This is a genomic window from Streptomyces hamibioticus (assembly GCF_047946815.1).
Taxonomy (GTDB): domain Bacteria; phylum Actinomycetota; class Actinomycetes; order Streptomycetales; family Streptomycetaceae; genus Streptomyces.
The window spans coordinates 4264581-4279246 of sequence record NZ_JBKKQY010000001.1 but is presented as its reverse complement, the minus strand read 5'-3'; the positions used below and the strand labels follow the sequence as shown (position 1 = coordinate 4279246).

Sequence of the window (14666 nt, the reverse complement as noted above, 5' to 3'; positions counted from 1 at the left end):
GTGAGCGAGAAGCAGCCGAGCGTCTGGGACGGCTTCAAGGCCTTCCTGATGCGAGGGAACGTCATCGATCTGGCCGTGGCGGTGGTCATCGGCGCCGCCTTCACCAACATCGTCAACTCGGTGGTGCAGGGGGTCATCAACCCACTGGTCGGAGCGTTCGGCACCAAGAGCCTGGACAGCTACAGCTACTGCCTCAAGGGCCCGTGCACCGGTACGGGCGACGCTGCCACGGGGGTCCGGATCCTCTGGGGTTCCGTCCTCGGCGCCACGCTCAGCTTTCTGATCACGGCGGCGGTCGTGTACTTCCTGATGGTGCTGCCCATGTCCAAGTACCTGGCCCGGCAGGAGGCCCGCAGGAAGGCCAAGGAGGGCATGAAGGAGGTCGTCGACGTGACCGAGCTGGAGGTGCTCAAGGAGATCCGGGACGCCCTGGTCGCCCAGCGCGGCTCGGGCCACGACCAGCGGTAGGGGACTTCTCGTCTCAGAGGTGGTGCGGGGGCTTCTCGTCGAGGAAGCGCCTCAGGTCGGCCGCGCCGCCGCCGTCGGTGCCCGGCCGCTCGCCCCACCCGCGGTCGGTGTCGTCCGAGGTCTGCTGGTCCAGCGGGTCGTCGAAGACCAGCGCGGGCCTGGGCGCGCGCGATCCGGGCGCCGGATCAGAGGCCGGGACAGGGGCTGGACCGGGAGCCGGCTCGGGGGCCGGGCGGGGGACCGGCTCGGGGGCCGGGTCGGGGGCGGTGCTCATGCCTCCAGGGTACGGCGCCCGGGCCGACCGGCCCTCCGGGCGGCCCCGCCACCCCCGCCGCGCGCGTGTTTCCCCCTCCACCCGCCGCCCCACCCGCGGCGCGGTCCGCAAGCGCATCGGGTCCGGCTCTGTTGTGCTGGGAATCATGACGTCCAGTGCGACTTCCACTCCCCCGCCCCCGGGTGGCCCGGGTGGCCCGGGCGACCGCAGGCCGCTGCGGAGGCTGACGGCGCGCGACCGGGGTGAGGCACACCGCGGTGCCTCACCACTGGAGCTCTTCTTCGACCTGTGCTTCGTGGTGGCCGTCGCCCAGGCGGGTGTCCAGCTGGTGCACGCCGTCGCGGAGGGCCATGCCGGTGAGGGGATCCTCAACTACGCGATGGTGTTCTTCGCCATCTGGTGGGCCTGGATGAACTTCACCTGGTTCGCCTCGGCGTACGACAACGACGACGTGCTCTACCGCGTCGTCACCCTGGTGCAGATGGCCGGTGTGCTGGTGCTGGCGGCCGGGGTCTCCCGGGCCTTCGCGGACCACGACTTCACGGCCGTCTGGCTGGGCTACGCGATCATGCGGCTCGCGATGGTGACGCAGTGGCTGCGGGCGGCCCGCGGCGCCGCGCCCGGCGAGCGCACGATGGCCCTGCGGTACGCGGGTGGTGTGCTGCTCTGCCAGATCGGCTGGCTGGGGCTGCTGTTCCTGCCGGAGGACGGACGGCCGTGGCTGTTCCTGGTGATGGCGATGCTGGAGATGTGCGTACCGGTGTTCGCGGAGCAGGGCCATGCGTCGTCCTGGCATCCGCACCACATCGCCGAACGGTACGGGCTGTTCACCATCATCGTGCTCGGCGAGACGATCCTGGCGGCCACGGTCGCGGTGAAGTCGGGCGTCGAGGAGAACGACGCGCTCGGCGAGGTGCTGCCGATCGCGGCGGGCGGCCTGCTGATCGTGTTCGCCGCCTGGTGGGTCTACTTCGCGGTGCCGGTCCACGGGCATCTGCGTTCCAACAGACAGGCGTTCCTGTGGGGGTACGGCCACTACCTGGTGTTCGCCTCGGCCGCCGCGATCGGTGCGGGGCTGGAGGTGGCGGTGGAGCACGCGGTCGGCAAGGCGCACATCTCCACGCTGGCCGCGTCCGCCGCGGTGACGCTGCCGACGGCGCTGTACCTGCTGACGGTGTGGGCGCTGCACTCGCGCCACTTCAAGGTGGGCATCGCTCAGCAACTGGTGCTGCCGACCGCCGCGCTGCTGGTCATCTGCTGCACGTTCCTCGGTGACTGGGCGGTGTCCGCGGCGGGGATCGTGACGGCACTGGCGGTGGCGGCGGGCGTGACGCTGACGGCGCGCGGGGCCGCCCGGGAGCCGGGCCCGGCCGCGCCGGCCGTCTGACGCCGTCGCCGGTGCGCGGGCCACGGGAGCCTTCGGCCTGGACCACACTGACGGCATGACAGCTGACGCATTGACGGACGTGGCCGGCGTGCGGGTGGGCCATGCGACACGGACAGGCGACGGATGGCTCACCGGTACGACGGTGGTGCTCGCCCCGGAGGGCGGGGCGGTCGCCGCGGTGGACGTACGCGGCGGCGGCCCCGGCACCAAGGAGACCGACGCCCTCGACCCGCGCAATCTGGTGCAGAAGGTGGAGGCGGTGGTGCTGACCGGCGGCAGCGCCTACGGGCTGGACGCGGCGTCGGGGGTGATGGCCTGGCTGGAGGAGCGGGGGCGCGGAGTGCGCGTCGGACCGGACCCCGCGCACGTGGTGCCGGTGGTCCCGGCCGCCTGCGTCTTCGACCTGGGGCGGGGCGGCGACTTCCGGGCCCGGCCGGACGCGGCCCTCGGGCGGGCGGCGGTCGAGGCGGCCGACGCGAGCGAACCGGGGGCACCGGTGCCGCAGGGGTGCGTGGGGGCCGGGACGGGGGCGGTGGTCGGACCGCTGAAGGGCGGAGTGGGCAGCGCCGGCACGGTGCTGGACTCGGGGGTGACGGTGGCGGCGCTGGTGGTGGCCAACGCGGTCGGGTCGGCGGTGGATCCGGAGACGGGGGTGCTGTACGGGGAGTTGTTCGAGGGCCGGCGGGTGGCGTACCCGGAAGCGCCGGTGCACCAGGCCGCGCGGCGGCGCCTCGCCGAGGCCGCGGCGCGGAACGCGACCCCGCCGCTGAACACCACGCTGGCGGTGGTCGCCACCGACGCCGACCTGTCCAAGGCGCAGGCGCAGAAGCTGGCGGGCACGGCGCACGACGGCATCGCGCGGGCCGTCCGCCCGGTGCACCTGCTGAGCGACGGGGACACGGTGTTCGCCCTGGCGACCGGGCGGCGTCCGCTGGACACGGGCGGTCCGCTCGCGCTGAACGAGGTGCTGGCGGCGGGCGCGGACATGGTGACCCGGGCGATCGTGCGCGCGGTGCGGTCGGCGGAACCGGTGGACGGTCCGGGCGGGGCCTGGCCGTCGTACACGGAGCTGTACGGGGTGGCGTAGCCGTGCGCACGGCCGCTGACGGTCAGGTCGGTCCGGTCTCGTCGGGCAGCGCGGAGAACCCGACGTACAACGGGCAGATGGTGATCTCCGAGAAGTTCGCGCAGACGCGCATGGACGGCTCGACGGTCGGTTTCACGTACGACATCCCGGACGTGCCGCACGCGATGCGCCTGACCCGGTCCGGGACCTTCCTGCACGGCAACTACTGGTACGAGCCGGCCGATCCGCCCTTCGGCCGCGCGGGCACCAGCCACGGCTGCATCGGGCTGCGGGACGTGCGGGGCGGACAGGGCGACACCTCCGGCAAGTGGTTCTTCGGCAACTCGCTCGTAGGTGACGTCGTGATCGTCAAGAACTCCCCGGACGAGACGGTGGCGCCGGACAACGGACTCAACGGCTGGAACCTGCCGTGGAGCGAGTGGACCGCCGGAAGTGCCGTACGACCAGCGAATTTTGGCGAAGCGTGAGGCTGCGCCGGAACTCTTCGCGCGGCCCGCCCGTTTTTCGTGCGTACGTTTTCTCGGTTCCCGGACATGATGTCCGACCGAGGGGCTACGGTATGCACCCACAAGGTGACATGCAGCAACGCCAGGAGAAACCTTGAGCGTTCCGTACGAGACCGCAGCGTACGAACCACCCGGGTCGCCGCAGACTCCGGAGGACCACCTCGCGCGCCTGCTCGGACGTGCTCTGAACTCTTTCGAACTGCCCGACGAGACGATACGCCGGCTGGACTGCGCGCTGGCGCACGACGGTTCGCTGCACTCGGCGCACCACAGCGCGGGGCGCCACCGCGAGACGTACCGGCACACGTGGCTGCTCGCCGACGGCTCGGCGCTCACCCTCTGGGAGCTCGTCCACAACACCGCCCCCGGCAGCGAGCCCCGGCACGAGGTGTACGTCGACGAGGAGGAACTGCGCGCCGCCACCGCCCGGCTGCCGCTGCCGCCGGACACGCCGGACTTCGAGCTGCCCGTGCTGATGCAGTTGTCGTCGATCCCGGCCCCGCGTCAGTCCTACGTCCGGCGCGGCTCGGCGGACCACGCGCGCCGGCTGCTGCGCCGGGCGGAGAACCCGGACCGGCCCGGAGCCGATGTCGCCGCGCTGCTGGCCACGGCGACCGCGCACCAGATCACGCAGGCCTTCGGCCGCCCCGGCCGCACCAGCCGCGCCGGGCTGTCCTTCTCGCTGTACGAGCACGCGTTCCTGCTCGGCGAAGAGGAGACGGACGGAACCGGGGACGGCCGGGAGGTCTCCCTCTGGGAGGTCGAGCACACGGCCACCCCGGACGGGCGGCACATGTGCGAGGTGTACGTGACCGAGGAGGCCGCACGGCGGGCGATGGAGCGACGGGCGGCACAGGTCTCCTGACCCGTGGGCAGAGCCGCGAGCACCGGCCGGTTCCCGTGGGAAAACCGGCCGGCGCCCGCCGAGCCCTCGGCCCGAGTCCGCCGAGCCATCAGCCCCTGCCCTCCGCCCGCGCCCTCGGCCTTACGCGGCCACCGGCTGCTTGGTACCCGCCGCCGGAGCGGCCGTGCCCGTGTCCGGGCCCTGGGCGGCCGTGCCGGGTGCCGGCCTGCGCAGTCCCTTGAGCAGGATGACCAGGCCCGTGGTGACGCAGACACCGGCCGCGATGGCGACCAGGTAGAGCAGCGGGTTCCCGATCAGCGGGACGACGAAGATGCCGCCGTGCGGGGCGCGCAGGGTGGCGCCGAAGGCCATCGACAGGGCGCCGGTGAGCGCGCCGCCCGCCATCGACGCCGGGATGACGCGGAGCGGGTCGGCCGCGGCGAACGGGATCGCGCCCTCGGAGATGAAGGACGCGCCCAGGACCCAGGCGGCCTTGCCGTTCTCCCGCTCGGCGGCGTTGAAGAGCTTGCTGCGCACGGTCGTCGCCAGGGCCATCGCCAGCGGCGGGACCATACCGGCCGCCATCACCGCGGCCATGATCTTCATCGCCGAGTCGCTCGGGGCGGAGACGGCGATACCGGCGGTGGCGAAGGTGTAGGCGACCTTGTTGACCGGACCGCCGAGGTCGAAGCACATCATCAGGCCGAGCAGCGCGCCCAGCAGGATCGCGTTGGCGCCGGACAGGCCGTTCAGCCAGTCGGTCATCGCCTTCTGTGCGGAGGCGATGGGCTTGCCGATCACCACGAACATCAGGAAGCCGACGACCGCGGAGGAGACCAGCGGGACCACCACCACCGGCATGATGCCGCGCAGCGCCGCCGGGATCCGCACCCCTTGGATCGCCATCACCACCGCACCGGCGATCAGACCGGCCGCCAGTCCACCGAGGAAGCCCGCGTTGATGGTCAGGGCGATGGAACCGCCGACGAAGCCGGGGACCAGCCCCGGCCGGTCGGCCATGCCGTAGGCGATGTAGCCGGCGAGCACCGGGACGAGGAAGGCGAAGGCCACGCCGCCGATCTGGAACAGCAGTGCCGCCCAGCTGTCGGCCTGGCTCCACACGAAGTGGTCCATCACCGACGGTGCCTCGTTGATCTCGTAGCCGCCGATCGCGAAGCCGAGGGCGATGAGCAGACCGCCCGCGGCGACGAACGGGACCATGTAACTCACGCCGGACATCAGCCACTTGCGGAGCCTGGTGCCGTAGCCCTCGCCGGACTCGCCGGTGCGCTCGACGGGCGTCCCGCCGGCGCCCGGGGAACCGGCGGTGACCTCACCGCGTGCCACCTTCTCGCGGACCTCGGCGATCAGCTCGCCGGGCCGGTTGATGGCGGCCTTCACACCGGTGTCGACGGTCGGCTTCCCGGCGAAGCGGTCCTTGTCGCGGACGGCGACGTCGTGGGCGAGGATCACGCCGTCCGCGGCCTCGATCACGGCCGGGTCGAGGCGGGTGAAGCCGGCCGAGCCCTGGGTCTCGACGACGACCTCGACGCCCGCCTCACGGCCCGCGTTCTCCAGCGACTCGGCCGCCATGTAGGTGTGGGCGATGCCGGTGGGGCAGGAGGTGACTGCGACGATACGGAACGGGCGCGCGGTCCCGGAACCGGCCTCGGGCTCGGCCTCGGGCTCGGTCGCGGATCCGGGCCCGGTCGCGGATCCGGTGGCGTCCTCGGTGGTCCCCGTGGCGGCGTCGGTGGAGGCCGCCACCGACGCCGCCACGGAGTCGTCGGGGGACGCCGGCGCGGGTTCCTCGACGTCCTCCCCGCGGATCAGCGCCGCAGCGGTCCCCGCGTCCGCCGCCGCCCGCAGCGCGTCGGTGAACTCGGTGTTCATCAACTGCCGGGCCAGGGAGGACAGGATGGTCAGATGGGCGTCGTCGGCGCCCGCCGGCGCGGCGATCAGGAAGATCAGGTCGGCCGGACCGTCGGCCGCGCCGAAGTCGATGCCCCGCGCGCTGCGCCCGAAGGCGAGCGTCGGCTCGGTGGCGTGCTCGCTGCGGCAGTGCGGAATGCCGATGCCGCCGTCGAGGCCGGTCGGCATCTGCGCCTCGCGGGCGGCCACGTCGGCGAGGAAGCCGTCCAGGTCGGTCACCCGGCCGAGCGCCACCATCCGCTCGGCGAGGGCGCGGGCCGCCGCTTCCTTGCTGTCGGCGGACAGGTCGAGGTCGACCAGGTCCGCGGTGATCAAGTCGCTCATCGCGGGCTCCTTAGCTCGCGTATCGCCCGGTCGGAGAAGTGGGCGGGGGCGGGGAGGGGGACGGGGGCGGGGAGGTGCAGCGGAGGGGGAAGGAGACGGGGAGGCGTAACGGGTGGAGGGAGGGGGCGGGGAGGTGCAGCGGGTGGAGGGAGGGGACGGGGGCCGTGCGGCGGTGAGGGGTCAAGACGCCGGCTCCTTCAGGGCGCGGTCCACGGGCACCACGGCCGTGACCGTCACCGCGTCCGGGTCCAGGTCGCCGGGCCCCGGCATCACGCTGCCGGGCAGTTGTACGGCGGCGGCGCCGTGGGCGACGGCCGAGGCGAGGGCGCCGGGCCCCGCGCCGCCGGCGATCAGGAAACCGGCGAGTGAGGCGTCACCGGCGCCGACGTTGCTGCGTACGGCGCCGACGCGCGCGCTGCCGAACCAGGCGCCGGCGTCGTCCACGAGCAACTGCCCGTCGGCGCCGAGGCTGGCCAGCACCGCCCGCGCGCCGAGCCCGCGCAGTTCCTCGGCGGCCTTCAGCGCGTCGCCGACGGTGGCCAGGGGGCGTCCGACCGCTCCCGCGAGTTCCTCGGCGTTGGGCTTGACCACGTCGGGCCGTTCGCGCAGCGCCTCAAGGAGTGCGGGTCCGGAGGTGTCGAGCGCGATCCGGACGCCGGCGGTGTGCGCGCGGGCGACCAGGTCGGCGTACCAGGAGGGGGCGAGGCCGCGCGGCAGGCTGCCGCAGCAGGCGATCCAGTCGGCGCCGTGCGACTGCTCGCGCACGGTCTCCAGGAGCAGTTCCCGTTCGTTCGCGGTCAGTTCGGGGCCGGGGGCGTTGATCTTCGTCAGGACGCCGTCCGCCTCGGCGAGCGCGATGTTGGAGCGGGTGGCCCCGGCGACGGGCACCGGGGCGGCCTCGATGCCCTGGGCGTCGAGCAGGTCGGCGACGAGCGCGCCGGGTGCGCCGCCCAGCGGCAGGACCGCGACCGTGCGCCGCCCGGCGGCGGTGACCGCGCGGGAGACGTTCACCCCCTTGCCGCCCGGGTCCACCCGCTCGCCGGTGGCACGGACGACCTCGCCGCGGTCGAGGGAGGGAACCTCGTAGGTGCGGTCGAGGGACGGGTTCGGAGTCACGGTGAGGATCATGCGCGTACTACTTCCGTGCCGCCGCGCTCGATGGCGGCGGCGTCTTCGGGGCTCAGGCCACTGTCGGTGATCAGCAGGTCGACGTCGCCGAGGTCGCCGAAGCGGGCGAAGTGCTCCTGGCCGTGCTTGGAGGAGTCGGCGAGGAGGACCACGCGGCGGGCGGCGGCGACGGCCGCCCGCTTGACGGCGGCCTCGGCGAGGTCGGGGGTGGTCAGGCCGTGCTCGGCCGAGAAGCCGTTGGCGGCCACCAGCAGCACGTCGGCGCGGATCTCGGCGTACGCCCGCAGCGCCCAGGCGTCCACGGCGGCGCGCGTACGGTGCCGGACGCGCCCGCCGACGAGGTGGAGCTGGATGCCGGGGTGGTCGGCGAGGCGGGCCGCGATGGGGAGGCTGTGGGTGACGACGGTGAGCGACGCCGCCGGCGGGAGGGCGGCGGCCAGGCGGGCCACCGTCGTACCGGCGTCGAGGATCATCGTGCCCTCGGCCGGGAGTTCGGCGAGGGCGGCCTTGGCGATGCGGTCCTTCTCGTCGGCCGCGGTGGACTCGCGCTCGGCGAGGTCCGGCTCGAAGTCGAGGCGGCCGGCCGGGATCGCGCCGCCGTGGACCCGGCGGAGGAGGCCGGCGCGGTCGAGGGCCTTCAGGTCGCGGCGGATGGTCTCCGCCGTCACCTGGAACTCCTCGGCGAGCGACACCACGTCCACCCGGCCGCCGTCGCGGGCCAGCCGGAGGATCTCCTGTTGCCGCTCCGGTGCGTACATGTCCGTTCGTCTCCGATCGGTGCCCGAACCTGTGGTTTCTTCGGGAGGCTACGCCCGGTTTTCGAGAAAGTAAACAGGTTCGGGCTTGAACGGGCTCGATCGGGCATGCGTAGGCACGGTTGGGCAGGTGAGCGCGGCCGGGCACGGGAGGGGCGGGAGGGCATGCGGCAGGGGCCGCCCCACGAGGAGGCGGCCCCTGGCCAGGCGGACGTGCGGGCGAGCGAGCGGGCTGGGCGGGAGGGGAGGACGGTGCGCTCAGGGAACGAGCGCGGGCTCCCGCTCCTCCGACGCGGCCGCCTCCGGCGCGCCGCCCTCGAGGTGCTGCGCCGGACGCTTCGGCAGGGCGGACATCAGCAGGAAGATGACGCCCAGCACCGCGGCCACCCAGTCCAGCGCGTGCTGGAAGGCGTCGGTGTACTCCGGACCGATCCGGGCCGGGGTGACGTCGTCGGCGATCACGCCGAAGAACACCACCGACACCAGCCCGAGCCCCAGCGCGTTGCCCATCTGCATCACGGTGTTGATCAGCCCCGAGGCCGACCCCGCGTGCTCGCGCGGCACCTCGGACAGGATCGCGTCGGTCAGCGGGGCCACGATCAGACCCATGCCGGCACCCATCACGACCAGGGGCGGTGCCATCTGCCACGGTGCGATGCCGAGGCCGTACCGGTCGGCCTCCCACAGGTAGAGCAGCACCCCGGCGGCCATCACCAGCGCGCCCGCCTGGAGCACCTTGCGCCCGAAGCGCGGGACCAGCTTCTGCACCGACAGCGCCGCCGCCGTCGACACCGCGAGCGAGAACGGCACGCCCGTCAGCCCGGCCTTCAGCGGGCTCCAGCCCAGCCCGAATTGCAGGTAGAGCGTCCAGACCAGGAAGAAGACGCCGAGCGCGACACCGAAGACGGTCTGCACGGCGATGCCCGCGGCGAAGCTCTTCACCCTGAACAGCGACAGTTCGACCAGCGGGGAGCCGTCCCGCGCGCTCTTGCGCCGCTCGTACGCCACCAGCGCCGCGAGGACGAGGAGCGAGCCGGCCATGGACAGGTGCCCCCACAGCGGCCAGCCCAGCTCGTGCCCGCGGGTGAGCGGGTAGACCAGCATCAGCAGGCCGAGCGTGACCAGTGCGACGCCGACGAGGTCCAGCTTGAGGGCGCGCGGGGCACGGGACTCGGTGATGAAGCGGCTGCCGAGGATCAGGCCGGCGATGCCGACCGGCAGGTTGATCAGGAAGATGGGCCGCCACTCCAGCCCGAACAGGTTCCACTCGGTGAGCAGCGCGCCGAGCAGCGGACCGGAGACCGCGCCGAGCCCGACTACCGCGCCGAACAGACCGAACACCTTGCCGCGTTCGTGCGACGGGAAGGTGGCGTGCACGATCGACAGCACCTGCGGCACCATCAGCGCGGCCATGGCGCCCTGGAGGATCCGGGAGACGACCAGCATCTCCGGGTTCACGGCGAACCCGCACAGCGCGGAGGCGACGGTGAAGCCGCCGATGCCGATGAGGAAGAGCCGTTTGCGGCCGTGGATGTCACCGAGCCGGCCGCCGGTGATCAGCCCGGCGGCGAAGGCGAGGGCGTAGCCGGCGGTGATCCACTGGATCTGGCTGAAGGTGGCGCCCTCGTTCCGCTGGATGGACGGGATCGCGATGTTGACGATCGTGACGTCGACGAGGTCCATGAAGGCCGCGGTCATCACGATGGCGAGGGCGAACCACCGGCGGCGGTCACCCGCGGCGGCCGCCCGAGCCGAGCCGGCCGGGGCGTCGGCAGGGCTGTCGGCAGTGTCGGCAGAGGTGCCACCAGAAGTGCCACCGGAAGTGCCACCAGGAGTGTCGCCAGGGGTGTCGCCACGGGAGTCGGTGGAGGTCTCGGTGAAGGACATGCCGTGAAGGTATGCGGTCAGTAGGTCAGATCATGTCCTAGTAGTACGTCATCCTCGAAGACATGACGACGGACACACCGGCCCGGCTGCTGACGCTCCTCTCCCTCCTCCAGACACCCCGGGAATGGCCCGGCGGCGAGCTGGCCGACCGGCTGGGGGTCTCCCGGCGCACGGTCCGGCGGGACGTCGACCGGCTGCGCGAACTGGGCTACCCGGTACAGGCGACCATGGGTGCCGAGGGCGGGTACCGGCTGGTCGCGGGCAAGGCGATGCCGCCGCTCATCCTCGACGACGAGGAGGCGGTGGCGATCGCGGTCGGACTGCGCGCCGGCGCCGGGCACGCGGTCGAGGGCGTGGACGAGGCGTCGGTGCGGGCGCTGGCCAAGCTGGAGCAGGTGCTGCCCTCCCGGCTGCGCCACCGGGTGGCCACCCTCCAGGCCGCGACCACGCCGCTGACCAGCGGGGACGGGCCGAGCATCGCGCCGGAGACGCTGACCGTGATGGCCTCGACGGTGGCCGGCCGGGAGCGGCTGCGGTTCGCCTACCGCGCCGGGGACGGCACCGAGTCGCGGCGTCTGACGGAGCCGTACCGGCTGGTGTCGACCGGCCGGCGCTGGTACCTCGTCGCCTACGACCTCGACCGGGACGACTGGCGGACCTTCCGGGTCGACCGGGTGAGCGAGCCGTTCGCGACGGGGGCGCGGTTCACCCCGCGGGAGCTGCCGACCGGGAGCGCGGCGGAGTACCTGCGGCGCTCCATGCAACGCCGGAACGACTCCTACGAGGTGGAGGTCGCCTTCCCCGCGCCGCTGGAGGTCGTCGCGGCGCGCCTGCCGGGCTGGCTGGGCCCGCCGGAGGCGTCGGCCGACGGGACGTCGTGCGTCCTGCGGGCGACGGTGTCGGACTCGGTGGAGTGGCTGGCGGTACGGCTGGCGATGCTGGGGCTGGAGTTCCGGGTCCGCCGGCCGGAGGAACTGGCGCGGTGCGTCCGGGACTTGGGGGCACGCCTGACTCGGGCCGCGGGGGCCGAGTGACACGGCGAGGGCGCTGCGAGACCCGCCCGGCCCGACGCCCGGCCGGTCCGACGCCCGCCCGTGCGGTCGCCCGGCCGCCTCGACGCCTGGCCGACTCCCGTCCGGCTCGGCGTCCGTCCGACCGCACGGGCGGGCGTCCTCCCGACCCGGAGCCCGGCCTCTCGGCGGACGCCCGCCAGGCCGACGTCCGCCCCAACTGGCGTGTGCCCAGCAGGCGTCCGCCCGGCCGGGCGGACGGGGGACGTGTATTGCGGCATACGGGGTCCGGGCTGACGGCCGGGGGGAAGGAACGCCCGCTTGCCCGCGCGCTTCACGCTTGCGGTGCTGTGACGTCCTCCCAGGGGAATGCCCGCAGCGCCTCCAGATTGCGCAGAGCCAGCGCGATCGGGCCGTGCGGCCCGTCCGGTGGCAGGTCCTCGGCGGCCCAGCGCTCCACGGCCACGCGGACCGCCGCCCCGGCCGTGGCGGCGGCGAACCGAAGGGCGGGCGACGCGGCGAGGCGGGCGACACTCTCGGCAACGTTGTCGCCACTCTCGGCTTCCCAACCAGCGGGCCCCTCGGCGCCCCGACCGCCGACCACTGCGGCGTCCCGGTCCCCTGACCCCTCGGCGTCCCGGCCACCGGCCCCCTCGGCACCCTGATCGGCGTGCGCCGCCCGTGCCGCGCGTGCGGCGAGGACCTCTGCCAGCGTCTCCTCCGCGCGGTGACAGACCTCCGCCCACACCTTCCGCAGCGCCGGGCTCTCCTGGGCCAGCCGGATCAGGGTGCGCACCCACTCCCAGGAGGCCGCCGACACCCCCACCCCGGGCGTCAGTGTGTGGCGCACCGCGTGCTCCAGGGCCTGCGGCGGCGAGAGGTCGGCGGGAGCGTCCCGCACCGCTTCCGCCCAGCGCTCGGCGCCCGCCGAGTAGAGCGGGGCGACGGCCTCCTCCTTGGTCGGGAAGTAGCGGTAGAAGGTGCGCGGGGCGATGCCCACGGCCTGGGCGATGTCCTCGGCGCGCGTTGCCCGCAGTCCCTGGCGTACGAAGAGTCTGGCCGCGGCCCGGGCGATCTCCATCCGGGTCTCGGCCTTGCGGCGTTCGGTCAGCGAAACGGCGGTCCGGCGGCGGGCGACGCCGACGGGACCGCCGGAGCTGGAGGTGGTGCTGCTCACTTCGGCAGGCTATGCCCATGTGGCAGAATCTGCCATCCGGCGGGCCACCCCGGGGTTCAGGTCCGGGGTGGCCCGCCATCCAAGCACGCCCGAGCGACGCGGGCCCAAAAACGGCGTGCGTCGTTTTCAAGCGCGCGCCCGAAAACGACGCACGCCCGAAAACGCCGCAGGGTTGTACAGCGGCGCGCGCCCGAACAGCGGCGCAGGTCCAAAAGGCGGCGCCGCAGCGGGACGCCGAAAGACGAGCCGGGCTCAGGCGCCCGGGGGGGGAGGGACGCCGAGCCCGGCTCGGGGAAGTCCCGGCGCCGGGGGGAGTGCGGCGGGACTTGGCTGAAGGGGCCAGGGGGGTGTGGCCCGAGGCCCGAACTGGTGGGCCCTGAAGTCTTGTTCCCTGGCCGCTGAAGGTTAAGCGACGTTCCACGGCCATGTTTGCGCGGGGTTTCGCCACCCGGCGCACACCGCGCCCGGCACGGCGTGCGCCACTCCGGCGGCACCTTACGCGGCCGCCTCGAAGCCGGTGTCACGGGCCAGCTTCTTCAGCTCCAGCAGCGCGTGCTTCTCGATCTGACGGATGCGCTCACGCGTCAGGCCGTGCTCCTTGCCGACCTCGGTCAGCGTGCGCTCGCGGCCGTCCTCGATGCCGTACCGCATCTTGATGATGGAGGCCGTGCGCGGGTCGAGGCGGCCGATCAGGCTGTCGAGTTCCTCGCTGCGCAGCAGCGTGAGCACCGACTGCTCGGGCGACACGGCGGAGGTGTCCTCCAGCAGGTCGCCGAACTGGGTCTCGCCCTCGTCGTCCACCGGCATGTTCAGCGAGACCGGGTCGCGGGCCCAGTCGAGCACGTCGGTGACGCGCTCCGGCGTCGAGCCCAGCTCCGCGGCGATCTCGGTGGGCTCGGGCTCCCGGCCGTGCTCGCGGTTGAACTCGCGCTGCACGCGCCTGATCCGGCCCAGCTCCTCCACCAGGTGGACGGGGAGGCGGATGGTCCGCGACTGGTCGGCGATCGAGCGGGTGATCGCCTGGCGGATCCACCAGGTCGCGTACGTGGAGAACTTGAAGCCCTTGCGGTAGTCGAACTTCTCCACCGCGCGGACCAGGCCGGCGTTGCCCTCCTGGATCAGGTCGAGCAGCGGCAGGCCGCTGCGGGGGTAGCGGCGGGCGACGGCGACGACCAGCCGGAGGTTGGAGCGGATGAAGACGTCCTTCGCCCGCTCGCCCTCGTCGATCAGGGCCTGGAGCTCTTCGCGAGTGGCATCCGCCCCGGTCTCCTCGTAGCCTTCGAGGACCTGCCGCGCGAACACACCCGCCTCGATGGTCTGGGACAGCTCGACCTCCCTGGCGGCGTCGAGCAGCGGGGTCCGTGCGATCTCGTCGAGGTACATGCCGACCAGATCGCGGTCGGCGAGCTCGCCGCCGTTGGCGCGGACGCTGGTTGCCGCATCGGCCGTCTCGCCGGTGGCGGACTGACGACGGGCGACGGCACGGGTTGCCATGCGTGCTCCCTTGCGATGGTGGGTCAGCGGGTGGTCCTTCGGACGCTCGGCACCCTCTCCGGTCTCTCCGGTACTCCCCGGACTCTCCTCGGGTGCCCTGCATCTGATGGAAACAACGACTGGAATCCGGACAGAATTCCCAACCTGACCCGCAATTTTTGTGATCATGCAGTACCCTGTCCCGCCACACGAGGGGTCGGGGCGCTGCCCAGGGACGGGACGACCAGGTCAGGCCGGGGGCGAGAGGGGCTCACGACCCTCACCGGCCTCCACGGCCAGTGCGTGAGTGAGACACCCGTCACCCCGGTGCCGAACTCTGCACTCCGGGCGAGTGCCACCCTTGGCCGCCCTCCTACCCTGAAGACGGCCCGCACCGCCGGATGGTTGCCACAC

Annotated in this window: 12 protein-coding genes and 1 pseudogene; 6 read left to right on the top strand and 7 right to left on the bottom strand. The window is 73.3% G+C overall.

The window, feature by feature from the left end:
* The gene (gene mscL, locus ACLGIH_RS19325; protein ID WP_416526491.1) at positions 1-468 is read left to right on the top strand and encodes a large conductance mechanosensitive channel protein MscL; all 468 of its coding nucleotides are present in this window, start codon (positions 1-3) and stop codon (positions 466-468) included.
* Positions 469-481: 13 nt separating this feature from the next.
* Here mscL and ACLGIH_RS19320 read toward each other — a convergent pair whose 3' ends face one another.
* Positions 482-742 carry a hypothetical protein gene (locus tag ACLGIH_RS19320; RefSeq protein WP_416529575.1) on the bottom strand — a complete coding sequence of 87 codons (261 nt, stop codon included), beginning with the start codon at positions 740-742 and terminating at the stop codon, positions 482-484.
* A gap of 145 nt (positions 743-887) precedes the next feature.
* Here ACLGIH_RS19320 and ACLGIH_RS19315 point away from each other — a divergent pair, with 145 nt between their 5' ends.
* The 4 genes and pseudogenes from ACLGIH_RS19315 to ACLGIH_RS19300 all read left to right on the top strand — a co-directional run bounded on the left by ACLGIH_RS19315 (position 888) and on the right by ACLGIH_RS19300 (position 4587).
* Positions 888-2129, top strand: a complete 1242-nt coding sequence (locus tag ACLGIH_RS19315) for a low temperature requirement protein A (protein ID WP_416526490.1) — start codon at positions 888-890, stop codon at positions 2127-2129.
* A gap of 55 nt (positions 2130-2184) precedes the next feature.
* Positions 2185-3216, top strand: coding sequence for a P1 family peptidase (locus tag ACLGIH_RS19310; protein ID WP_416526489.1), 1032 nt, complete (start codon positions 2185-2187; stop codon positions 3214-3216).
* Positions 3217-3248: 32 nt separating this feature from the next.
* Positions 3249-3683: pseudogene (locus ACLGIH_RS19305) on the top strand (L,D-transpeptidase); the annotation flags it as partial.
* 133 nt (positions 3684-3816) lie between these two features.
* Entirely contained in the window at positions 3817-4587 is a 771-nt protein-coding gene (locus ACLGIH_RS19300) for a DUF6227 family protein (RefSeq protein WP_416526488.1), read from the top strand.
* 120 nt (positions 4588-4707) lie between these two features.
* Here ACLGIH_RS19300 and ACLGIH_RS19295 read toward each other — a convergent pair whose 3' ends face one another.
* The 4 genes from ACLGIH_RS19295 to ACLGIH_RS19280 form a co-directional block, all read right to left on the bottom strand.
* Positions 4708-6822, bottom strand: a complete 2115-nt coding sequence (locus ACLGIH_RS19295) for a fructose-specific PTS transporter subunit EIIC (RefSeq protein WP_416526487.1) — start codon at positions 6820-6822, stop codon at positions 4708-4710.
* Positions 6823-7002: 180 nt separating this feature from the next.
* A complete protein-coding gene (gene pfkB, locus ACLGIH_RS19290) occupies positions 7003-7950 on the bottom strand; it encodes a 1-phosphofructokinase (RefSeq protein WP_416526486.1) in 948 nt (315 codons plus the stop codon).
* Positions 7947-8708: a DeoR/GlpR family DNA-binding transcription regulator gene (locus tag ACLGIH_RS19285; protein WP_416526485.1), complete on the bottom strand. Its 762-nt coding sequence runs from the start codon at positions 8706-8708 to the stop codon at positions 7947-7949. The genes pfkB and ACLGIH_RS19285 overlap by 4 nt, the downstream gene beginning before the upstream one ends.
* Positions 8709-8963: 255 nt before the next feature.
* A complete protein-coding gene (locus ACLGIH_RS19280; RefSeq protein WP_416529427.1) occupies positions 8964-10403 on the bottom strand; it encodes an MFS transporter in 1440 nt (479 codons plus the stop codon).
* A gap of 251 nt (positions 10404-10654) precedes the next feature.
* On the opposite strand from ACLGIH_RS19280, the gene ACLGIH_RS19275 reads away from it, so the two are divergent.
* Entirely contained in the window at positions 10655-11626 is a 972-nt protein-coding gene (locus ACLGIH_RS19275; protein WP_416526484.1) for a helix-turn-helix transcriptional regulator, read from the top strand.
* Positions 11627-11936: 310 nt separating this feature from the next.
* Here the strand turns inward: ACLGIH_RS19275 and ACLGIH_RS19270 are convergent, their stop codons facing one another.
* Together ACLGIH_RS19270 and ACLGIH_RS19265 are read right to left on the bottom strand one after the other, a co-directional pair.
* The gene (locus ACLGIH_RS19270; protein WP_416529426.1) at positions 11937-12683 is read right to left on the bottom strand and encodes a TetR/AcrR family transcriptional regulator; all 747 of its coding nucleotides are present in this window, start codon (positions 12681-12683) and stop codon (positions 11937-11939) included.
* Positions 12684-13274: 591 nt separating this feature from the next.
* Positions 13275-14273 (bottom strand): sigma-70 family RNA polymerase sigma factor, encoded by a 999-nt coding sequence (locus tag ACLGIH_RS19265; protein ID WP_416526483.1) that lies wholly within the window; start codon positions 14271-14273, stop codon positions 13275-13277.
* Between the last annotated feature and the right edge of the window lie 393 nt (positions 14274-14666).

What these genes read in the sequence shown, in the direction of transcription:
- ACLGIH_RS19285 (WP_416526485.1), bottom strand. Translation starts at nt 8,708, where the DNA reads ATGTACGCACCGGAGCGGCAACAGGAGATCCTCCGGCTGGCCCGCGAC.
- ACLGIH_RS19315 (WP_416526490.1), top strand. Translation starts at nt 888, where the DNA reads ATGACGTCCAGTGCGACTTCCACTCCCCCGCCCCCGGGTGGCCCGGGT.
- ACLGIH_RS19275 (WP_416526484.1), top strand. Translation starts at nt 10,655, where the DNA reads ATGACGACGGACACACCGGCCCGGCTGCTGACGCTCCTCTCCCTCCTC.
- ACLGIH_RS19270 (WP_416529426.1), bottom strand. Translation starts at nt 12,683, where the DNA reads ATGGAGATCGCCCGGGCCGCGGCCAGACTCTTCGTACGCCAGGGACTG.
- ACLGIH_RS19295 (WP_416526487.1), bottom strand. Translation starts at nt 6,822, where the DNA reads ATGAGCGACTTGATCACCGCGGACCTGGTCGACCTCGACCTGTCCGCC.
- ACLGIH_RS19265 (WP_416526483.1), bottom strand. Translation starts at nt 14,273, where the DNA reads ATGGCAACCCGTGCCGTCGCCCGTCGTCAGTCCGCCACCGGCGAGACG.
- ACLGIH_RS19280 (WP_416529427.1), bottom strand. Translation starts at nt 10,403, where the DNA reads ATGACCGCGGCCTTCATGGACCTCGTCGACGTCACGATCGTCAACATC.
- ACLGIH_RS19310 (WP_416526489.1), top strand. Translation starts at nt 2,185, where the DNA reads ATGACAGCTGACGCATTGACGGACGTGGCCGGCGTGCGGGTGGGCCAT.
- ACLGIH_RS19320 (WP_416529575.1), bottom strand. Translation starts at nt 742, where the DNA reads ATGAGCACCGCCCCCGACCCGGCCCCCGAGCCGGTCCCCCGCCCGGCC.
- pfkB (WP_416526486.1), bottom strand. Translation starts at nt 7,950, where the DNA reads ATGATCCTCACCGTGACTCCGAACCCGTCCCTCGACCGCACCTACGAG.